Annotated in this window: 15 protein-coding genes; 8 read left to right on the top strand and 7 right to left on the bottom strand. The window is 31.7% G+C overall.

Annotation, left to right across the window (positions count from 1 at the left end; genetic code table 11):
• Nucleotides 1–19 precede the first annotated feature (19 nt).
• The 3 genes from GBO31_RS14835 to GBO31_RS14825 form a co-directional block, all read right to left on the bottom strand.
• The gene (locus tag GBO31_RS14835; RefSeq protein ID WP_219009147.1) at nucleotides 20–430 is read right to left on the bottom strand and encodes a glyoxalase; all 411 of its coding nucleotides are present in this window, start codon (nucleotides 428–430) and stop codon (nucleotides 20–22) included.
• 159 nt (nucleotides 431–589) lie between these two features.
• The gene (locus tag GBO31_RS14830) at nucleotides 590–3595 is read right to left on the bottom strand and encodes a WD40/YVTN/BNR-like repeat-containing protein (protein ID WP_246615884.1); all 3006 of its coding nucleotides are present in this window, start codon (nucleotides 3593–3595) and stop codon (nucleotides 590–592) included.
• Between the two features lie 113 nt (nucleotides 3596–3708).
• Nucleotides 3709–4431, bottom strand: coding sequence for an outer membrane lipoprotein-sorting protein (locus GBO31_RS14825; RefSeq protein ID WP_219009145.1), 723 nt, complete (start codon nucleotides 4429–4431; stop codon nucleotides 3709–3711).
• Between the two features lie 90 nt (nucleotides 4432–4521).
• On the opposite strand from GBO31_RS14825, the gene GBO31_RS14820 reads away from it, so the two are divergent.
• From GBO31_RS14820 to GBO31_RS14795, 6 genes are all read left to right on the top strand, one after another.
• Nucleotides 4522–5412 (top strand): DUF72 domain-containing protein, encoded by an 891-nt coding sequence (locus tag GBO31_RS14820; protein ID WP_219009144.1) that lies wholly within the window; start codon nucleotides 4522–4524, stop codon nucleotides 5410–5412.
• Between the two features lie 202 nt (nucleotides 5413–5614).
• Nucleotides 5615–6007 carry a hypothetical protein gene (locus GBO31_RS14815; protein WP_219009143.1) on the top strand — a complete coding sequence of 131 codons (393 nt, stop codon included), beginning with the start codon at nucleotides 5615–5617 and terminating at the stop codon, nucleotides 6005–6007.
• Between the two features lie 82 nt (nucleotides 6008–6089).
• A complete protein-coding gene (locus GBO31_RS14810; RefSeq protein ID WP_219009142.1) occupies nucleotides 6090–7199 on the top strand; it encodes a DEAD/DEAH box helicase in 1110 nt (369 codons plus the stop codon).
• Nucleotides 7200–7420: 221 nt separating this feature from the next.
• Complete coding sequence (locus tag GBO31_RS14805) at nucleotides 7421–9901, top strand: ATP-dependent Clp protease ATP-binding subunit (protein ID WP_246615883.1); 2481 nt, start codon at nucleotides 7421–7423, stop codon at nucleotides 9899–9901.
• Between the two features lie 61 nt (nucleotides 9902–9962).
• Complete coding sequence (locus GBO31_RS14800; RefSeq protein WP_219009141.1) at nucleotides 9963–10412, top strand: hypothetical protein; 450 nt, start codon at nucleotides 9963–9965, stop codon at nucleotides 10410–10412.
• A gap of 19 nt (nucleotides 10413–10431) precedes the next feature.
• On the top strand, nucleotides 10432–11784 hold the full coding sequence (locus tag GBO31_RS14795; RefSeq protein WP_219009140.1) for a DUF5458 family protein: 1353 nt from the start codon (nucleotides 10432–10434) through the stop codon (nucleotides 11782–11784).
• A 46-nt stretch (nucleotides 11785–11830) separates the two neighbouring features.
• Here the strand turns inward: GBO31_RS14795 and GBO31_RS14790 are convergent, their stop codons facing one another.
• The 3 genes from GBO31_RS14790 to GBO31_RS14780 form a co-directional block, all read right to left on the bottom strand.
• Complete coding sequence (locus tag GBO31_RS14790) at nucleotides 11831–12223, bottom strand: response regulator (RefSeq protein ID WP_219009139.1); 393 nt, start codon at nucleotides 12221–12223, stop codon at nucleotides 11831–11833.
• A complete protein-coding gene (locus GBO31_RS14785) occupies nucleotides 12220–14367 on the bottom strand; it encodes a PAS domain-containing protein (RefSeq protein WP_219009138.1) in 2148 nt (715 codons plus the stop codon). The genes GBO31_RS14790 and GBO31_RS14785 overlap by 4 nt, the downstream gene beginning before the upstream one ends.
• Before the next feature lie 288 nt (nucleotides 14368–14655).
• Nucleotides 14656–15054, bottom strand: a complete 399-nt coding sequence (locus GBO31_RS14780) for a DUF3592 domain-containing protein (RefSeq protein ID WP_219009137.1) — start codon at nucleotides 15052–15054, stop codon at nucleotides 14656–14658.
• A gap of 204 nt (nucleotides 15055–15258) precedes the next feature.
• Between GBO31_RS14780 and GBO31_RS14775 the strand changes: the two genes are divergently transcribed.
• On the top strand, nucleotides 15259–16371 hold the full coding sequence (locus tag GBO31_RS14775; protein WP_219009136.1) for a helix-turn-helix domain-containing protein: 1113 nt from the start codon (nucleotides 15259–15261) through the stop codon (nucleotides 16369–16371).
• A gap of 84 nt (nucleotides 16372–16455) precedes the next feature.
• On the top strand, nucleotides 16456–17472 hold the full coding sequence (locus GBO31_RS14770; protein WP_219009135.1) for a DUF6624 domain-containing protein: 1017 nt from the start codon (nucleotides 16456–16458) through the stop codon (nucleotides 17470–17472).
• Nucleotides 17473–17493: 21 nt separating this feature from the next.
• Here the strand turns inward: GBO31_RS14770 and GBO31_RS14765 are convergent, their stop codons facing one another.
• Nucleotides 17494–17943, bottom strand: a complete 450-nt coding sequence (locus GBO31_RS14765) for a hypothetical protein (RefSeq protein WP_219009134.1) — start codon at nucleotides 17941–17943, stop codon at nucleotides 17494–17496.
• Between the last annotated feature and the right edge of the window lie 23 nt (nucleotides 17944–17966).

Raw genomic sequence — 17966 nt, 5'->3', positions numbered from 1 at the left:
TGATTCGCTCTTTTTTATTTTAATGCACCGATACAGGGGTTTCCAATAATTGAATATTACTCTGTAATCGTTCTCTTACGATATTCATCATTCTTTTATTTAAGGCAGATGAGTTCTTAATATATCTCAAATACTCATCTACAGTAAATTGGCCAATAATCATTCCCTTAAGGCTATTTCTGAATTTCATATCCTTTTGTATCGCATTATCAATATAGAGCAATCGTTTTTCGATTGATAATTCATAAAAAGTGTTTTTTCTTTTCTTAATATAATTTCTAAACACTTCAATTAATAATTCATTCTGTAGTTTGATAATGGGGCGAATAGTTTTATTCTGAAATTGTTCATCATCAGACATGTTTTCAGAAACTCTTGCATTTAAAATTTGAGGCCTAATCGCCAGTAAATTTGATTCCCTGTTTTCCATAATAAAGAGCGTTTACTAAAAATACAGAATAGTTTTATCCAAAATTCATAACGACTCTCAGAGTTTTAAACCATTTATGAACATTAGAATTTACCTATAGTCATTGAATTTATTGTAAAAAAAAGCTCCCATTTTGAGGGAGCTTTATGTATTGAAAATTTACTTTTTAAGAAATTCTTCTTTTGATTTAATATCTATTGGTTTCATTTCATTTTTTTCCAGATATTTTGTCAGTTTAGAAACTCTCTTATCTTTTATTTTTTGGAAATCCTTTCTTGCTTGTTCTATTTTTCCTTTAAGAACTTTTTGATTCTTTAATTGAGCTGCCGAAGGTTTTTCAAAGCTGTTAGTAACTGCGTTATATAAATCAGTTATTTTTTCTCTTAGCTCAGGCTCAGCTTCCTGAACATAGTTGTCACCTGTAGTAACTACTAAAGATTCTTTTAGCTTAGTTAACTCATCAATAACTGGAGTAGCAACTTTCGAAGACTTTTCCTTAACAGATTCTGCTTTTTTAACTGTTTGATCAATTTCATGTACTAAATAAGCTAAATCTTCAACCATAATATATAATTCTTGAGAAGCTTTTCTTTGTAACGCTCGTTCGGATGCTGTTATTTCAGAATTCTTATCTTGTTCAACCTCTATATTATGTTCAAAGGTATTTTTACCTTTGGTAAGTACTACTTTGTATTTTCCAGCAGCAACTCTTGGAGGAGATCCAAAAGAAAGTGTCTTTCCTGATGCAGGCTTTGGAGAAAGACTTCTGTAATTCCAACGAACTATATTAATCCCTTTTGCTTTTCCTGGTGATAGATCAGTGATTTTATTACCATTCATGTCTTGGATTTCCATTTTCATTTTTCCAAATGTGTGTCTTTTCTTCAAATAATACATGATTTTAAGACTACTACTTGGATTAGGCCCTATAAATTGTGTTTCAGTACTACCACCACCAAATGCATTATCTTCCTTCATAATGCCTACTTTAGTATTGAAAAAATGCACGTTTTTACTTAAAACTTCTTGATTTATTTCGCGTAATGATGAAATGTCATCAAGTATGATTACACCTCTTCCGTGCGTACCTAAAACAAGATCGTTGGTTTTTTTCTGTAAATCTATAAAATGAACAGCTGTAGCGGGCATATTGTTTGTAAAACGTGCCCAGTTTTTACCACCATTTATGGTTACGAAAAGCCCAAACTCTGTTCCTACAAATAATAAATCCTCTTGTTCATAATCTTCTTGAATATTTCTGGCAAATCCTACAATCTCATCCGTTACTATAGATTTCCAGGTTTGTCCATAGTCAGAGGTTTTGTATACATATGTATTCATATCACCAGATGTATGTCCATCAAAAACGGCGTAAGCAGTACTCGCATTATGAACACTAGCTTCAATATGGTATACCCAAGTATTTGCTGGTAAATTCGGGATATTACTAACAGTATTGGTCCAGTTTTTTCCACCATCTTTGGTTACCTGAACGTTTCCATCATCAGTTCCTACCCAAATAACCTTCTCATCTAGAGGAGATTCAGCAATAGTAAATATGGTTGTATGAGTTTCTGCTCCTGATTTATCTTTTGACAACCCTCCTGATTCTTTATCCTGCTTTGCTGGGTCGTTAGTAGTAAGATCAGGTGATATCTTTACCCAGTTATTCCCCATATCTTCAGATTTATGAAGATATTGACTTCCCATATAAAAACGGTCTGGTTGATGTTCGCTAATTGCCATTGGAGCATTCCAATTAAAACGAAGTTCTTCATCACCATCTGGTACAGGTTCTACGTTTTTGGTGGTATTTTTTTCGGTATTAATTCTCCATACATTTTGAGCTCCTTGCATTTCAGAATATATAATAGGCTTTGTAGGATGCTTTAATACTCTAAAACCATCTCCATAACCAATTCTTTTCCAATCACGTGCTTCGATACCACCTACAGACGATGAAGGTCCATACCAAGAACCATTGTCTTGTAATCCTCCATAGATATTGTATGGTTCTGCGTTGTCAAGACTAATTTGATAAAACTGGGAAACAGGAATATTTTCTACTATTTCCATCGTAGAGCCACCATCCCAACTTCTATAAACACCACCATCGGTACCTGCATACATTCTATCACTATCTTTGATGTCGAAAAGAATATCATGAATATCTGCGTGCATGTTACCTAGATTTTTAAAGGTTTTACCACCATCTTTAGAGATGGCTCCAAGAAATCCTCCTTTTACAACTATGTCAGGGTTTTTTGGGTCAACTACTAAGCGTGAAAAGTAAAACRGACGTACAACTAGTTCGAAGTCATTATTTAATTGTTTCCAATTATTTCCTGAGTCATCAGATCTATATAGTCCTTTGCTTTTATCATCTTCACTTTCAATAGCAGCATATAATATTTTAGAATTGGATGGCGCTATTGCAATTCCTATTCTTCCTAATTTTCCTTCAGGAAAACCATTGTGAATTTTATTCCAAGTTTTTCCTGCATCAGTAGATTTATAAAGAGCACTATTAGCTCCACCAGAATTAAAAGACCATCCTGTTCTTCTAAATTCCCACATAGAAGCATACAAAACGTTTGGATTATTTGGATCCATTAAAAGATCTGAAATTCCAGTAGAAGTGTTTGTGTATAGTATTTTGTTCCAAGTTTCACCTCCATCTGTAGTTTTATAAACTCCACGAACATCACTATCACCCCATAAAGCACCTAAAACTCCAATGTATACTTCTTTAGAGTTCTTTGGATTTACAACAATACTACTTATACGTTCTGATTTTTCAAAACCGATTTTTTTCCATGTATCACCTCCATTAGTGGTTTTGTAAAGACCATCCCCAATAGAAACACTATTTCTAGTCCAGATCTCTCCAGTTCCTACCCATATGGTTTTGTCAGGATCATTTGGATCTACAGCAATCGCTCCAATGGATTGTGCATGTTCATCAAAAATTGGGCTAAAAGTTGCTCCTCCATTTAATGTTCTCCATACTCCACCTCCCGCGGTTCCAGCATAAATCACCCTAGCATTCGTAGGATGAGCTTCAAGATCAATAATTCTTCCACTCATTAAAGCAGGACCTATTTGACGAGCTTTTATATCACCAAAAAGCTCCTTTCCGTTTAATGAAATTTCTTGTGCTTGCAAGCTGAAATTTAAAAATAGCAAGCAGCATAAAACTTTTACATATCTATGCATCATAATAATTTGTGTGATTAAAAAAAGCCTCAAACTTTTATGAGGCTTTCTATTGACATATTTTATTTTTCTTCAGGAAACTTAAGTAGATCAGCACCCATCTCAGGATTTAATACAATTTCTTTTATTTCAATCGGCTGTGGTCCTTGAGACATAGCAAATGGGAAGTATAATCCATCTACTTCCTGGTAATCACTCATAGTAATTGTAGTTTTATTACCTCCTTGAGTAGTTTCAATTAAAATAGGCACATAATTTTCAGTCTCAAAATAGTAGTAGCTAATGCTTGGAGATTCTACTCCATTAACCATTACGGGTTCCATCGTTAACTGAACTTTAAAAGTTTCAGTACCTTCTTTTGTTTCCTTTCCTAAATATTCTACAGTGTATCCTTTTTCTTTATAATCGATAAAAGGATTTGGAAAATCATTAGCAGAAAGCTTCATGTTATCAGTAGCTTCTTTATCACTTTTTTCTGCTTTCATCGTCATAAAATTTGTAGACCACATTGTTTCTCCATCAAAAGCAAATTGAGTAATTGTTTTTCCTTGCAACTCTATCACAACAGCTTGTTCTCCTTTGTTACCAGAATATATTGTAACAGGTATTTGCATTCCTCCCTGATTTACCTGAGCTACCATTTTAGTTCCAGTTAGCTTTTTCCAATTCTCTACACCTCCAGTATTTTCTAAATAATTATTAATGATTTCATCGGCAGTTTGCGCATTGACTGGAGCAATAATCGCTATGATTAAAGCTACAATTAGTGATTTTAAAGTATTCATTGTTAAATTTTTATTATTGTTACTGTAAAGTTAGACTTTCGAACCCTATTTTTGTTACACTTTTTTGAATAATATTTTAAATTTTAATTTATGAAGTTTGGTAAAGTAGAACATCCTGAGCTTATTAACTTTGTTTTACCTGAGGATCATAAAGATACTTCAGCGGTTTTACAACATGGACAATCAGGAGATATATCAGTTTATGTGGGATGTGCCAAATGGAATAAACAAGATTTGAAAGGCTTTTATCCAAGAGGAACAAAGGATGAATTACAATATTATTCCAGACAATTTAATTCAATTGAATTGAATGCTACTTTCTATAGAATTTTTCCAGAAGATCAGTTTAAAAAGTGGTATGACAAAACACCAGAAAATTTTAAGTTCTTTCCAAAGTTAGTGCAAAACATATCACACCTTAAGAGGTTAAATGACGATGTGCAACCCTATGTGGACCAATATCTAGCAAGTGCAATACATTTAAAAGAAAAATTAGGAACTATTTTTTTGCAAATGCATAGTAATTTTGCTCCTAAATATTTTGAAAGAGTAGTGAATTTTGTAGAAAGATGGCCCAAAGAATTACGACTGGCTATAGAGTTTAGACATACAGATTGGTTTAATGATACAACTGTAGCTGCTGAACTATATGATCTTTTACAAAACAATAATATAGCGAATATCCTTACAGATTCTGCGGGTAGACGTGATTTGCTTCATATGAGACTCACTAATAAAGAAGCATTTGTGCGTTATGTTGGAGCCAATCATGAAACCGATTATAACAGATTAGATGATTGGGTGGTTAGATTAAAATCTTGGAAAGAACAAGGAATTGAAGATATTCATTTCTTTGTACATCAGAATATAGAAAAAGAATCTCCGCTACTATCAAAGTATTTTATTGAACTGTTAAATAAGCAGTTAGGGACACAACTTAGTTTGCCAAATCATTCTTCCGAAGGAGCTACACTTTTTTAAAATTTAAAAAAAATACGGTTTTACCTTTTTTAATTTGACTAAAATCAGTCGTAAATAGTGTTAAATTTTTAAGATTATTTGCACTTAATCCTGTTTTTGTGTATTTTGCCGATGAATTCGAGAGTTGCTCTTAAGGTTTTTAAATAAATCACTTGAATATCACCTTATTTTGATAGAGTAATAATCAGCCAAAATAACGCATATGACTAAACTACTACACTTCGCATTATTATTAGTTTTTTTATTATCAGCCAATTCTTTATGGTCTCAAGAAGACAAGTTGAAAGAAATGATCGGTCAGTATGATAATCATATAGTTAGTTTAGAAAAAGAAGAGTTTCCAACAATACCAAGTTTTTTTGAAAAAGAAGATTTTTCTTACAGCAAGTGTTTTGGTCTTCATCGTATCAAAAAGAATCATGATAAAAAAATATCACATAAAGAGGGTATTACTTGGATAGATATTATATCTGCGGATGAAGGTGCCGATTTTAATTGTTCAGGAGGTTTTTGTATGCATGAATCGCATTTTCATAAAAGAGGTCTTACGCTAAGAAAGCAGTTGTTTGATTACTTCATGAGAATATCTTGCTAATATTTTGTTGAAATTAAAAGGTATTTCACCCATTTAGTTGGGCAATGAATTTATTCATCTATTTTTGTAGCCAAAAAGTAGCATGAAGTTTTCTGAATTAGGTATTCCTAAAAATTTAAATAAAGGTCTTAAGGAAATGGGAATTATTGTTCCCACAAAAATTCAGGAGCAAGCAATCCCAGTTCTTATTAATAGTAAAGTTGATTTTATTGGTAAAGCGCAAACAGGCACAGGAAAAACTGCTGCTTTTGGTTTACCATTGTTGACATCTATCGATCCTTCTAAAAAAGAAGTTCAAGCATTGATTCTGGCTCCAACAAGAGAATTAGGGCAGCAAATCGCAAAACAATTATTTAAATTCACGAAGTATACAGATAAGATTTATACAGAATCCGTTTATGGTGGAGAACGAATCGAAATACAAATATCCCGATTAAAAAGACCTACTCATATTATTGTAGCCACGCCTGGTAGGTTAATTGATCTTATGAATCGTAAAGCGGTTGATATTTCAAAAATTAAAACAATCGTATTGGACGAAGCTGATGAGATGCTTAGTATGGGATTTAAAAATGATCTTACTACGATTTTAGGACAAACCAAAGGTTATCGAAACGTATGGCTATTTTCTGCAACGATGCCTTCTACTCTTAATGATATTATTAATACGTATGTAGATAAAAATGCGGTTAGAGTTTCAGTAGATAAACATGATGCTGTAAATAAAGGGATTGAACATCATTTTGTTGTTGGCGAAGAAGTAAATAAATTAGATACACTGACCTATTTTTTAAAATCTCAGAAAAAACAACGAGGAATCATTTTTACTAAAACTAAAGCAGCAGCTCGTAAGCTATCTAAACAATTGATAGCAAAAAATTATGAAACCGGTTTGCTTGAAGGTGATATGACTCAAAAGGATCGTGATAAAGTAATGAGGGCTTTCAAAAAAGGTACTATGGAATTATTAGTATCTACTGATGTTGCAGCAAGAGGTATTGATGTGGCCAATCTAGCATTTGTAGTCCATTATCAGTTACCAGATCAAATAGAATATTATACGCATCGTAGCGGTAGAACTGCCAGAGCTGGTAAAAAAGGATTATCCTTAGCTTTAATTGTTAAACAAGAAATAAAGCTACTAAGAGATCTTGAAAAAAACTTAGGAATTCGATTTATCCAAATCCGCTAAAGTAATTATCAAATACCTGAAAACAGGGGGCAATATTTACCCAAATACTAGGTAAATATTTACCAGTTTTAGTCTTACTTTTGATTCAGATAAAGTATTATTGATTGATTTTTATGCAAAATTTTGAATAGTTAAGGTAAATACGACAATTTATGGCTTGCTACGAGATAATTTTTTGCTAATGATTAGGTTATTTATTTACTTTACGAAAAACCAACTTCATGCAAATACTAGACTATAAATTATCATCAAAAGTTGATAATGCAATTCATATAGCGCAATCTATTGCCAAAGAGTACCACAATGATGAGTACAATGCGGCTCATTTGTTAAAGGCACTTTTACATAAGGATGTAGGGTTAAAAGATTTTTTTAACCAAATTGATGGTGATATTTACTATTATGAGGAATGGTCAGAAGTCAGAATTGAAGCACTTCCACGAGTAGTAAACGTTCCAGATACAATTCAAGGTGATAAGTCAATTGAAGCTGTATTTAATGAAGCAGATACCCTAAAACTTAAATTAGGAACTGATGAAATTACGGCAAAAGCTGTACTTATAGCTTTATGTACTCCAGGCGTAGGGTTTTCTTATGAACAATTAAAAACGTTGCCTTTAAAGGCAGATGAAGTTTTAATTGCGGCAACTCAAGGTATTAAAAGTTCTGGTAGCTCAGCAACTACTGGGGGATCTTCAAATAGTGCATCTGGAAAAAAAATAGATTCTGGTATATTAGATGAATATTGTATCGACAAAACTTTTGCAGCCAAGAACCAACAATTAGATGATGTTTTCGGAAGAGATGCTGAAGTAAAGATGATTACCGAAATTTTAGGAAGACATTCTAAACCTAATGTTTTAATCACAGGTGAACCAGGAGTTGGTAAAACTGTACTTTTAGATGGTTTTTCTGAAGCCGTTATTAATGGTAACGTTCCCGAAGGTTTAAAAGATGCTCAGATCTATGAATTAGATTTTATCAACTTAGTTTCTGGAGCTAGCTATAAAAGTGAAGTTGAGGATCGATTTAAAAAGATTTTGGTTGCTTTAAAAGAGTTTGATAAACCTGTTTTACTAATTGATGAAATCAATAATTTAACGGATAAGAATAGTGGTAATCAAGGTTTGGTAAATATCTTGAAATCAGAATTAGCTAAAGGAGAAGTTACCTTTATAGCTACAGCAACCAATGACGCATTTAGAAAGCATATAGAAACAGATGAAGGACTTACGAGAAGATTTGAAATTGTTCCTTTAGATGAACCTTCTGAACAAGATGCATTAACAATGATCTCTAATACTATCGATAAATACAAAAATCATCATAATTTGGATATTATTGATGAAACAATCGCAGAAGCTATTCGACTTTCTAAGAGGTTTAATAAAGATCGAAGTCTTCCTGATGCTGCAATAGATCTTATCGATAGAACAATGTCTGCTTCTCGATATATGATAGAAACAACAGCGAATAATGTAGAATCTTTGCTAAAAGAAGTAAAAGAAATAGGAGAGAAGTCATCGGAAGAATCAGAGAAAGTGAATTCCATAAGTTGGATGTATAATAACCTCAAAAGTAAGTTTAGCTATCTCTTATTTACAGAGTTAGGAGAAGAAGAGATGATTTTAGGCGAAGAGACTTTTGAAAATTATAAATCTAAGGTAGTTTCTATTTTAGATCGTTTCTTTAAGAAAGCTTCTGAAGAAAAAACGTTTATTGATAAAAATGATGTTTCTGCAACCATCGCTAATAAAACTGGAATTCCAGTTGGAAAACTTCAAGCAGATGAGAAGGAACGTTTATTAAATATGGAGGRTCATCTGAAGAAAAGGGTGATCGGACAAGATCATGCAATTAAAACAATTTCTGAAGCTGTATTAGAGTCAAGATCTGGTTTAAGTAAACCAGGATTACCAATAGGTTCTTTCTTTTTCACAGGACCAACAGGTACTGGTAAGACAGAGCTGGCAAAATCTTTAGCAGAGTTTTTGTTTCAAACTGAAGATGCTATTATCAGGTTTGACATGTCAGAATTTAAAGAAGAGCATTCAGCTGCCTTGTTGTATGGAGCTCCTCCAGGATATGTAGGATATGAAGAAGGAGGGCTTTTAGTAAATAAAATAAGACAAAAGCCATATTCAATTGTTCTTTTTGACGAAATAGAGAAAGCGCATCCATCCGTATTTGATATTTTTCTTCAGATTTTGGACGAAGGAAAACTAAATGATCGATTAGGTAAAACAGGAGATTTTTCTAATGCCGTGATTCTATTTACTTCGAATATAGGAAGTGAACATGTTGTAAAGTCTTTTACAGATGGAGAAATTCCGCAATCTTCGGATTTGTTGGAAATCATGTCAAGACATTTTAGACCAGAATTTTTAGGTAGATTAACAGAAATTGTTCCTTTTGCACCGATTACAAAGGAAAATGTGGTTAAAATTTTTAATATTCAGTTAAAAGATTTGCATAAGGCACTAAATAAGCAAGAAGTTACTTTAGAGCTTACTGAAGCTGCGCAAGAATTTTTAGCATATAAGGGATTTACCCCCAAATATGGAGCAAGACCATTACGAGGAGTTATTAGAAATGATCTAAGAGGTCCTTTGTCTAAGATGTTGATTACCGGAAAGATAGGGAAAGGAAGTAGCGTTAAGTTAGATATAAAAGATGAAAAAATGCAGTGGTCATACGAATAAAAATCGTATCCTGCGATAAAATTAGTATATTTATAATTCACAATTATTATTTAGAGAAAATATGAGCAGTAACACATATGGATTAGGAGGAACAGAGGTAAAAACGGATGCCAGTGAAGCTATATTGGAAATCGGACAAAATAAAACACTTCTTGTTCAGAAATTAACTCAAGATCAACCAATTAAGCCACAGATAGTTAATGGGTTAACATCTATAGATCATGTATTTGAAAATTATAAGCCTGAAGTAGAGGTAGAGTTTGAAGATGCAGATGGAGTTGAAAGTAAAGAAATGCTAAAATTTAACAACCTAGGGGATTTTGGTAAAAAAGGAATCATTAATCAAAGTAAATTCCTAAATGACTTAGATACAGAAAAAGATCAGTATCTAAAGGTTGTTAAACAATTAAAATCCAATAAGATCTTAAAAACTGCATTGGCAGACCCAGACGCCAAGGAGGCATTAATTAGATCTATACAATCATTATTAGCAGAATTACAACAAGGTTAAAAGGTAAACAAATCATTTTATGGCAGCAGGAAAACAAGCTCAAGAGAGTGTTAAAATAGAAAATCCAGCAAAGGAATTAAAAATAAATGAGGAGAAATTAGCCAGATATGGTGGTTTTGATCTTTTAGAATCGTGTATAGATGACGTTCAGAATATGAATCCAGATCGTAAAGCACGTAAAAAGATTTTCCTAACTGAATCTACTAAAAAATTAGAAAGAGCCAAGTTAGAAAAAACACTGGAGATCTGGCGAGACGTACTTTCTTCTTCAGATGATTTATCTGAAATGGTAGAAGAATCTGAAAAGCGTTCTGAAATTGCTGGAAAGTCTTTAGAAAGAAATTTAGGAGCAGCACTTGAACAGACAAGGGAATTAGAACAATCTTATAGATCAGTGGCCTTATTCTTTAAGAATACAGAATCTCAAAAGGTAAAAAATGTAAATATTATGAATGCTGAACTTGAACAGCTTAAAGATCTAGATAATACTAGGTTTATCGATGCCGTTCAAGAAGAGCTTGTGCAAGGATATGACCGTTTAGACCTTAGAGATAATTATGGTATTCTGGTAATACCAGGTTACTTAGGTTCTAACAAAGTGGTAGAGAAATGGGCTAAAATCGCTCATGAGAATAAAGTAATGATGATTACTGATTTCGAACATCTTGATGAACCAGACGATGTAATGGAAATGTTTGAAGCGGCTAACCTAACAGGAGGAGATAAATATCGATCCAATGTTATGATGACATGTAATTGGTTAGTAGGACGCGGAAAACATGATGAAGTAGGAGAGGAAGATGATCTTTTTGTGCCACCATCTAGTGCATTAGCTGGTCAAGTTTATAGAACTTTAATGTCTCAAGTAGCGGCGGGTAAAAAGCATGGAGGAATTAATGAAATTGATGGTGTGCGTTTTGATTTAAAGAAAAGTGAGATTGCTCAATTAGAAAAACTTGGATTAGTACCTATGGTAAATGAGTATGGAAAAGTAATGGCTTTTTCTGCTAAAACTTTATTTAATGGTGATAACCTAGGATTGCAAACGTATTCCGTAGTAAGAGTTTTTGATTATGTTACTAAAGTATTAATGGATTTCTTGAATAGAAGAGCTTTTGAAAACTTTAATGCTAGAACTCGTAAGGAATTGATGGGACAAATCGTGAAGTTTTTGGATGGTATTACTGGACCAGACAAATTAATCGAAGACTTTTCTATCAAAAGATTTGAGCAAGATCCTACTCAAAAAGATAGAGTGTTTTTAGACATTCATATGAAACCTTATTTTCCAGCTAAGAACTTTATGATCAAAATGGATGGACAAAAAGGAGATGATGGAACAGATTGGGATGCTGATTACGAACAGCAATAGGTAAGAAAATACTACGAAAATCATATTTTTAAAAGCGAATATTATTTTAATGTTCGCTTTTTTGATTGTTCATTTTTGATTTTACCTTAGCTATAGCCGCTAATAATTTTTCAAAATTAACAGGTTTTGAAAAGTATTTATCAAAACCAATTTTGATGAATTTTTGAGCATCTCCAGGCATCGCATATGCAGTGACCGCATATATAGGAGTATTTTTAAGAAAGTCTAGTTTCTTAAAACGTTTTAATAATTCACACCCATCCATTTGGTTGAGTCCTAAGTTAATATCGACCAGAATCAAATCAAGTGCAGAATCTTTAACAATTTCTAGCGCGGTTGGCCCATTTTCAGCAATTACTACAGTAGATGCATTTTTAGTAAGCATCTTATTCATAACCATAGCATTAATTTTATTATCCTCTACGTAAAGTATATTCATATATTTTTTGGAATTGTAATGATAAATTTTGTTCCTTGATTTAATTTACTAGAAACTTTAATTTTCCCCCCTAATATTTCAATATATCTTTTGGATAGACTTAAGCCTATACCGGTTCCTTCATATTTCCTACTTAATCCAATACTTTCCTGTACAAATGGATCAAAAATCTTCTTTAAATTGTCTTTTCCTATACCAATCCCCGAATCTTTGATAGAAACAATAACTTTTTTCTTTTCGTTTTTTACTTTTATGACTACTTTACCCTTGTCAGTATATTTTATTGAATTATGAATGATATTATTTAAAGCAGTGCTAAAAATATCTTCATCAATAATAGCCGCAGGGCAATTTTCATCTAATTTCAAAATATACTCTAAATTTTTAGAATTTGCAAAATGTCGATACTCTCTAAACGATGTTTCTACAGTGTAGTTCATGTCTACTTCTACATAATTTAAATTCTTTTGTATTGTTTCAATTTCGCTAAAATGAGAAAGGTTATTAATGGTAGCAAGTAGTCTTTCTTTACTCTCATCTAAATACGTAGCTAGTTTTTTTCTATCACCTGGATTTTCTTCACCTAGCAATAACATATTGCAAATAGTCATAATACCATTTAAAGGGGTTCTAATTTCATGACTAAAATTTGATAATATATTGGATTTTAGATTACTTAATTCTTGTTCTTTTATATGCGCCTCTTTTATGGCTAATTCTGCTGTTTTTTGTTCTGTTATATCATGGAATACTACAAGTACAGATTTTATAGTATTTTCTTCATCTCTAATTGGAGTGTACTTTGATTCTAACCACTGTACAGATCCCTTTATGGTCATTCTTTCAATTTCTTTTTTTACGGTATGGCCTTTTAATGCTTCGTTGAATTCGTGAGCAAAAGTACTTTTGAAATTAACGGGCATTACATCTATAAAACGACAAGTTGTAGTAGTAGGATCTACGCCAAAATCTCTTTTGATAATTTTAATAGAATCTTTATCAGCTATTAAAATTTCTCCCGAGGTATTTAATAGCAAGGTATATGCAAAACTATTATTTACAATTGCTGTAAGTCTTCTGTGATTTTCGGCAATAGTTCGTTCATTGATTTTCTTTTGATGAACATCAATCAGGTTTCCAATCATTCGAATGGTATTTCCTTCTTTATCTTTCTTTCTATAGCCATATACATCATAATGTCTATATTGACCATCCAGATGCTTAAGACGATAATGATTGAAATAATGATAGCCTGTTTTTTGAAGATTGATTTTATGCCTTTCCATAGCTTCATCTAGATCATCAGGATGAATCATTTTTCTAAAAGCTTCTTCTGGTACAAAATCGGTATCTAGTGGTAATCCTAACATTCGTCTGAAGTCTTTGCTGTAAAATACCATATTAGTTTCTATAATATGATCAAATAATCCAGACCGTATACCTTTTAAAGCTAATTTTTTAGTCTCTTCGTTATGTTTAAGCTGTTCTATATAGTTTTGTTGGTCGGTAATATCAGAGAAACTCCCATTAACGAAAATGACTTTATCTTTATGCTTAATAGCTTCACCAATGACCCGTATCCATTTCTTTTTCCCCTTCTTCGTAAGGATTTGATCAACATAGTCATAAGAGATTCCGTGATCAATTAAATTATCCCAATAGTTTTTTACACGTTCCCTTGAAGATTCGGGATAATAATGTAAAGCATCTACCATGTTTAGAGAAGTGCCAGGTTCTAAGTCATGTAAATGATAACATTCATCAGAAAAATAGACTTTATCATTTATAGGGTCATAGTGCCAAGCTCCTGTTTTGGTTAAACTTGACAAACTTTTAAGAAGCGTATGTTCTTCATGTTCTTGGGTTACATCGATGCCGAAAGCATAAATCCTTTCTTCACTATAAATCAAATCAAACTTTACGTAAAGAATGGCATCCGAAGCCAAGGTTGCAAATCCAAATGTTTTACTTATTTGTTCCTTGTTTTGATAAAGTTCGGAAATAGTTTCTTTGAATATCAATTCATCATCATCTAGCAAAAAATTATAGATGGATTGTCCTTTAATTTTACCCTTAGGAAGCTTGAAGATAACTTCACATCTTTTATTCACCTCACAAACGTCTCCATTTTGATCAAAAATCATAAGAAACAAAAGTGTTTTTTCAGTGAAAAAACTGAATTCGTTTGTGTTTAATGTCATAAGTAGTAGATGGTAGTTCTTTTTTTAAAGTTACAAAATTGATTTAGATAAAGAAATTTTCTTAAAAATAAATAAAACTCATAAATAATACGAATTTATTGCAGTAATACTAATAATTCCCCTTATTTAAGGTAATTAAATATCAGCTTTTTTATTCTTTGTTTTCTTATAGAGAGATGCTTATGTAATTTGCACATCCAAATAACATATTTATTGGTATGCGGAAATATGTTATCTAGATCGCTTTAAGAATCTATATACCAAAATTAAAATACCAAGTATGATCAGAATGTATAATCCGTAAGATTGCCAAAATGAACCGCTCTTAGTAGTTAATAAAAGAGGAGTTTGTTTGTTATACAATACCATAATACGGTCTCCTTCATCATCTAAAGGCCCAATAAATGGAATATGCAGTAATTTCACAGTACTTGTAAGACTATCTCCTTCTTGTGTTTGATATGATACTTTGGCAGTTGCTGAAGATCTACGAGATCTTACTTTAAAATTAATTTCTTTGATGATCGCTTCTGTTTCTATGTATTCAGGTTCTGCAGCTTCTTGAGCTGTTAATGTTATTGGAATATATAGTATAAAGAAAATGAAATAGTAGATTTTAAGATGTTTCATGATCGGTGTATTAATGCTTCTAAGATACTATATCGAACCAAGATTAGAAAATGAAATTTCTAATAGAACTGATCATTAAAATAGACATTGATTTTAGTCGAATCATTTATTTGAATTCAATAATCCTTGGGTATAACTTATTTGATTTATTATATAAGCTATAGAAGATTCTTATTAGTATATTGAAGTTAAATTTATGTATCAATGAAACTTATTCTAGATTTTATTCTTGTTGCAGGTCTTGTAGCTTCATTGTTAATTATTTACAAAATAAAAAGGGTTAATGTGAAGTCTTTTTCACATCTAATTCTAGCATTGATTTTTGTCTTTATTATCATTACAATACTCAATTTTTATTCGATTTTACATGATATTTATATGTTGTATGTAGTTACATTTTTGTTCGAAGATGGATCGAGACTATTAATAGGTGGTTTACTATATATATACATTAAATCTATCTTTATTGAAAGAACAAGATTGTACAAACCACTGTTTTTTCATGTCATTCCTTATGTTTTATATCTATTGATATTTTCTTTACCAGGACTTTTAGTTTTTACTGGAGCAAACGTAAATTTTGAACATTTGATACTATTAAAGTATACTTCAAATTTGAATTTGTTCAAAGCGATTTACTTGTTAATATATATTGTAATATCCTTACGATTGTTTAGGTTTTATAAAGAGCAATATAAGCAAGATTATTCTGCGTTTTCCAATGCAAACTTTATATGGGTAGAGCGTTTTCTTCTGGGAGCATTGATCGTTATTTGTATTGATATTTGTACTTTTCTGGGAGACTATTTATATGATATAAATTTTGATACTAGTTTTATTACTGCTACTGTATTAATTCTTATTATATTTTATTTGGGTAATTATGGAGTTGATCAACCTTTCGTATTCTTATCAAACCCTCTAGAATCAACTATAGCATCTAATAAAAACACCTTTTCGGAAACAGAAATTGATACATTGAAATCTAGAATAGAGCAGATTTTAGATGGTGATAAACTATATTTGGATCCAGAATTAACATTGAAAAACCTAGCTGATGAAGTTGGGATAACGGAGAAGAAATTATCATTTTTTCTAAATCAAGAGTTAAATACTTCGTTTTATGATGTGATCAACTCTTATAGAATTAAAGAATTTAAAGAAAGAATAGATGAAGAGGAAAATGAAAAGTATTCTGTTTTAGGAATTGCGTATACCTGTGGATTTAATTCTAAGAGTAGTTTTTATAGAATATTTAAAAAGGAAACTGGAGTTTCTCCTGCACAATATAAAAAGGCTGCAAGAAATAAGTCCTAATTCTTCTATTGAGACTTTTTTTTCTGATTATTAGAATATACTTGTCCATACTATTTCATTTCACAATCAAAAAAACATAATCAAATGATATTAAATAGATGGGTTACAAGATTAATCATCTTGTTTATATTATGTGTTACGAATGCTAGTTGTCAAACAAAATGGCAAGGAAAACGAATAACACTTCCGAAAATTAGTAAAGAAATAATCTCGCTACGAAAAAACGATCAAAAGTACCGTAATAAGTATATTGAATTACATAGAAAAGGGAAAAAGGGAACCAAGAAATACAATGAAGTAGTTGAGAAGTTAATTGCGATTGATGAGAGCAATACTGCTCGAATGGAAGCAATTGTCGATCAATATGGTTGGCCTACATTTGATAAAGTTGGTGAAGAAGCTAGTAATATTGCTTGGTTACTGGTACAGCATGCGGATAGGAATCCTTTTTTTCAAGAAAAATGTTTAAAGCTAATAAAAGAGGCTTTGGATAAGAAATTGATCAATCCAAGTAATTATGCATATCTGTATGATAGAGTGCAATTGGCTCGTGGCGAAAAACAATTATATGCTACTCAAAGTTCAACCAATCATAACATGAACGAAGAGAAAACATATTTTCAACCTATTGCAGATGAATCCAAAGTACAAGAACGAAGAGAACAAATGAACATTGAACAGCATATTGCACATTATGCATTATCACTGAATTTTGAGTACACAGTTCCATCAGAAAAGGAAGCTGTTGAAAGAGCTAAGGAATTTGAAAACTCTTATAATCTTCACATAAAGAAAGCAAGACAAGCAATGCTTGATAAACAATATTTGGAAGCTGCTGACTTTTTTATCATTGCTCTAAAATCTGATGGATATACTAAAGCAGAAGATTATGTGGAAGCTGCTAGAGCAATATCGTTATCCAAACATAAAGATATGGGTGCTGTTTCGTATTACTATTTATTAAAAGCTGTCTTTAAAGGATACAAGAACGTTGATGAATTTACTACCAATCCGGATTTTGAGAATCTGAAACAGGCAAATTTAGAATTTTGGGATAATGTTTTGATGAAAAATATAGCTCGAAGTAAGGCTGTCAGGTGAATTTCATTTTGTACTGAAGTATCAACTTTTTAAAACCTCAATATTTTCTATTTCGAATGCATCGTTTAATTGAATATAAATCGTTGAATCAGGGAAATTATTCTTTGCATAGAAGAGTAGGACAAAATCTTCTGTATAAAAATTAATCTGATCTATTTTCAATTCATTCTGTAATGAGTGGAAATCTTTTTCTGTAGGGATATACTCAGATTGACTATAAGAAGAGGTGGTAATCCGGTTGGTTATCTCTTTTTTTAGGATTTTGAAACGTTCTAAATTTAGACGAGATATTCTATCGTAAGAAACGTTAGCAAGAGATCTGAAATCCTCAATATTGGACGTTTCTTTCTCGATATCTAGAGTTACCTTCACTTTATAACTATCTTCAAACATCATGGCATATCCTTCTAATATACCATTATGGATACTTGGAGATTCTATAAACTCAAATGCATCGTAGTCTGAAGACATAAATTATAGTGATTTTATTAAAA

The sequence above is a fragment of the Aquimarina litoralis genome, from assembly GCF_019295435.1.
GTDB classification, from domain to species: domain Bacteria; phylum Bacteroidota; class Bacteroidia; order Flavobacteriales; family Flavobacteriaceae; genus Aquimarina; species Aquimarina litoralis_A.
The sequence above is the reverse complement of the archived record's forward strand: the minus strand, read 5'-3'. Positions and strand labels throughout refer to the sequence as shown.

Coding starts and splice junctions, on each gene's coding strand:
- GBO31_RS14835 (WP_219009147.1), bottom strand. CDS start 430: ATGGAAAACAGGGAATCAAATTTACTGGCGATTAGGCCTCAAATTTTA.
- GBO31_RS14825 (WP_219009145.1), bottom strand. CDS start 4,431: ATGAATACTTTAAAATCACTAATTGTAGCTTTAATCATAGCGATTATT.
- GBO31_RS14820 (WP_219009144.1), top strand. CDS start 4,522: ATGAAGTTTGGTAAAGTAGAACATCCTGAGCTTATTAACTTTGTTTTA.
- GBO31_RS14815 (WP_219009143.1), top strand. CDS start 5,615: ATGACTAAACTACTACACTTCGCATTATTATTAGTTTTTTTATTATCA.
- GBO31_RS14810 (WP_219009142.1), top strand. CDS start 6,090: ATGAAGTTTTCTGAATTAGGTATTCCTAAAAATTTAAATAAAGGTCTT.
- GBO31_RS14800 (WP_219009141.1), top strand. CDS start 9,963: ATGAGCAGTAACACATATGGATTAGGAGGAACAGAGGTAAAAACGGAT.
- GBO31_RS14795 (WP_219009140.1), top strand. CDS start 10,432: ATGGCAGCAGGAAAACAAGCTCAAGAGAGTGTTAAAATAGAAAATCCA.
- GBO31_RS14790 (WP_219009139.1), bottom strand. CDS start 12,223: ATGAATATACTTTACGTAGAGGATAATAAAATTAATGCTATGGTTATG.
- GBO31_RS14785 (WP_219009138.1), bottom strand. CDS start 14,367: ATGATTTTTGATCAAAATGGAGACGTTTGTGAGGTGAATAAAAGATGT.
- GBO31_RS14780 (WP_219009137.1), bottom strand. CDS start 15,054: ATGAAACATCTTAAAATCTACTATTTCATTTTCTTTATACTATATATT.
- GBO31_RS14775 (WP_219009136.1), top strand. CDS start 15,259: ATGAAACTTATTCTAGATTTTATTCTTGTTGCAGGTCTTGTAGCTTCA.
- GBO31_RS14770 (WP_219009135.1), top strand. CDS start 16,456: ATGATATTAAATAGATGGGTTACAAGATTAATCATCTTGTTTATATTA.
- GBO31_RS14765 (WP_219009134.1), bottom strand. CDS start 17,943: ATGTCTTCAGACTACGATGCATTTGAGTTTATAGAATCTCCAAGTATC.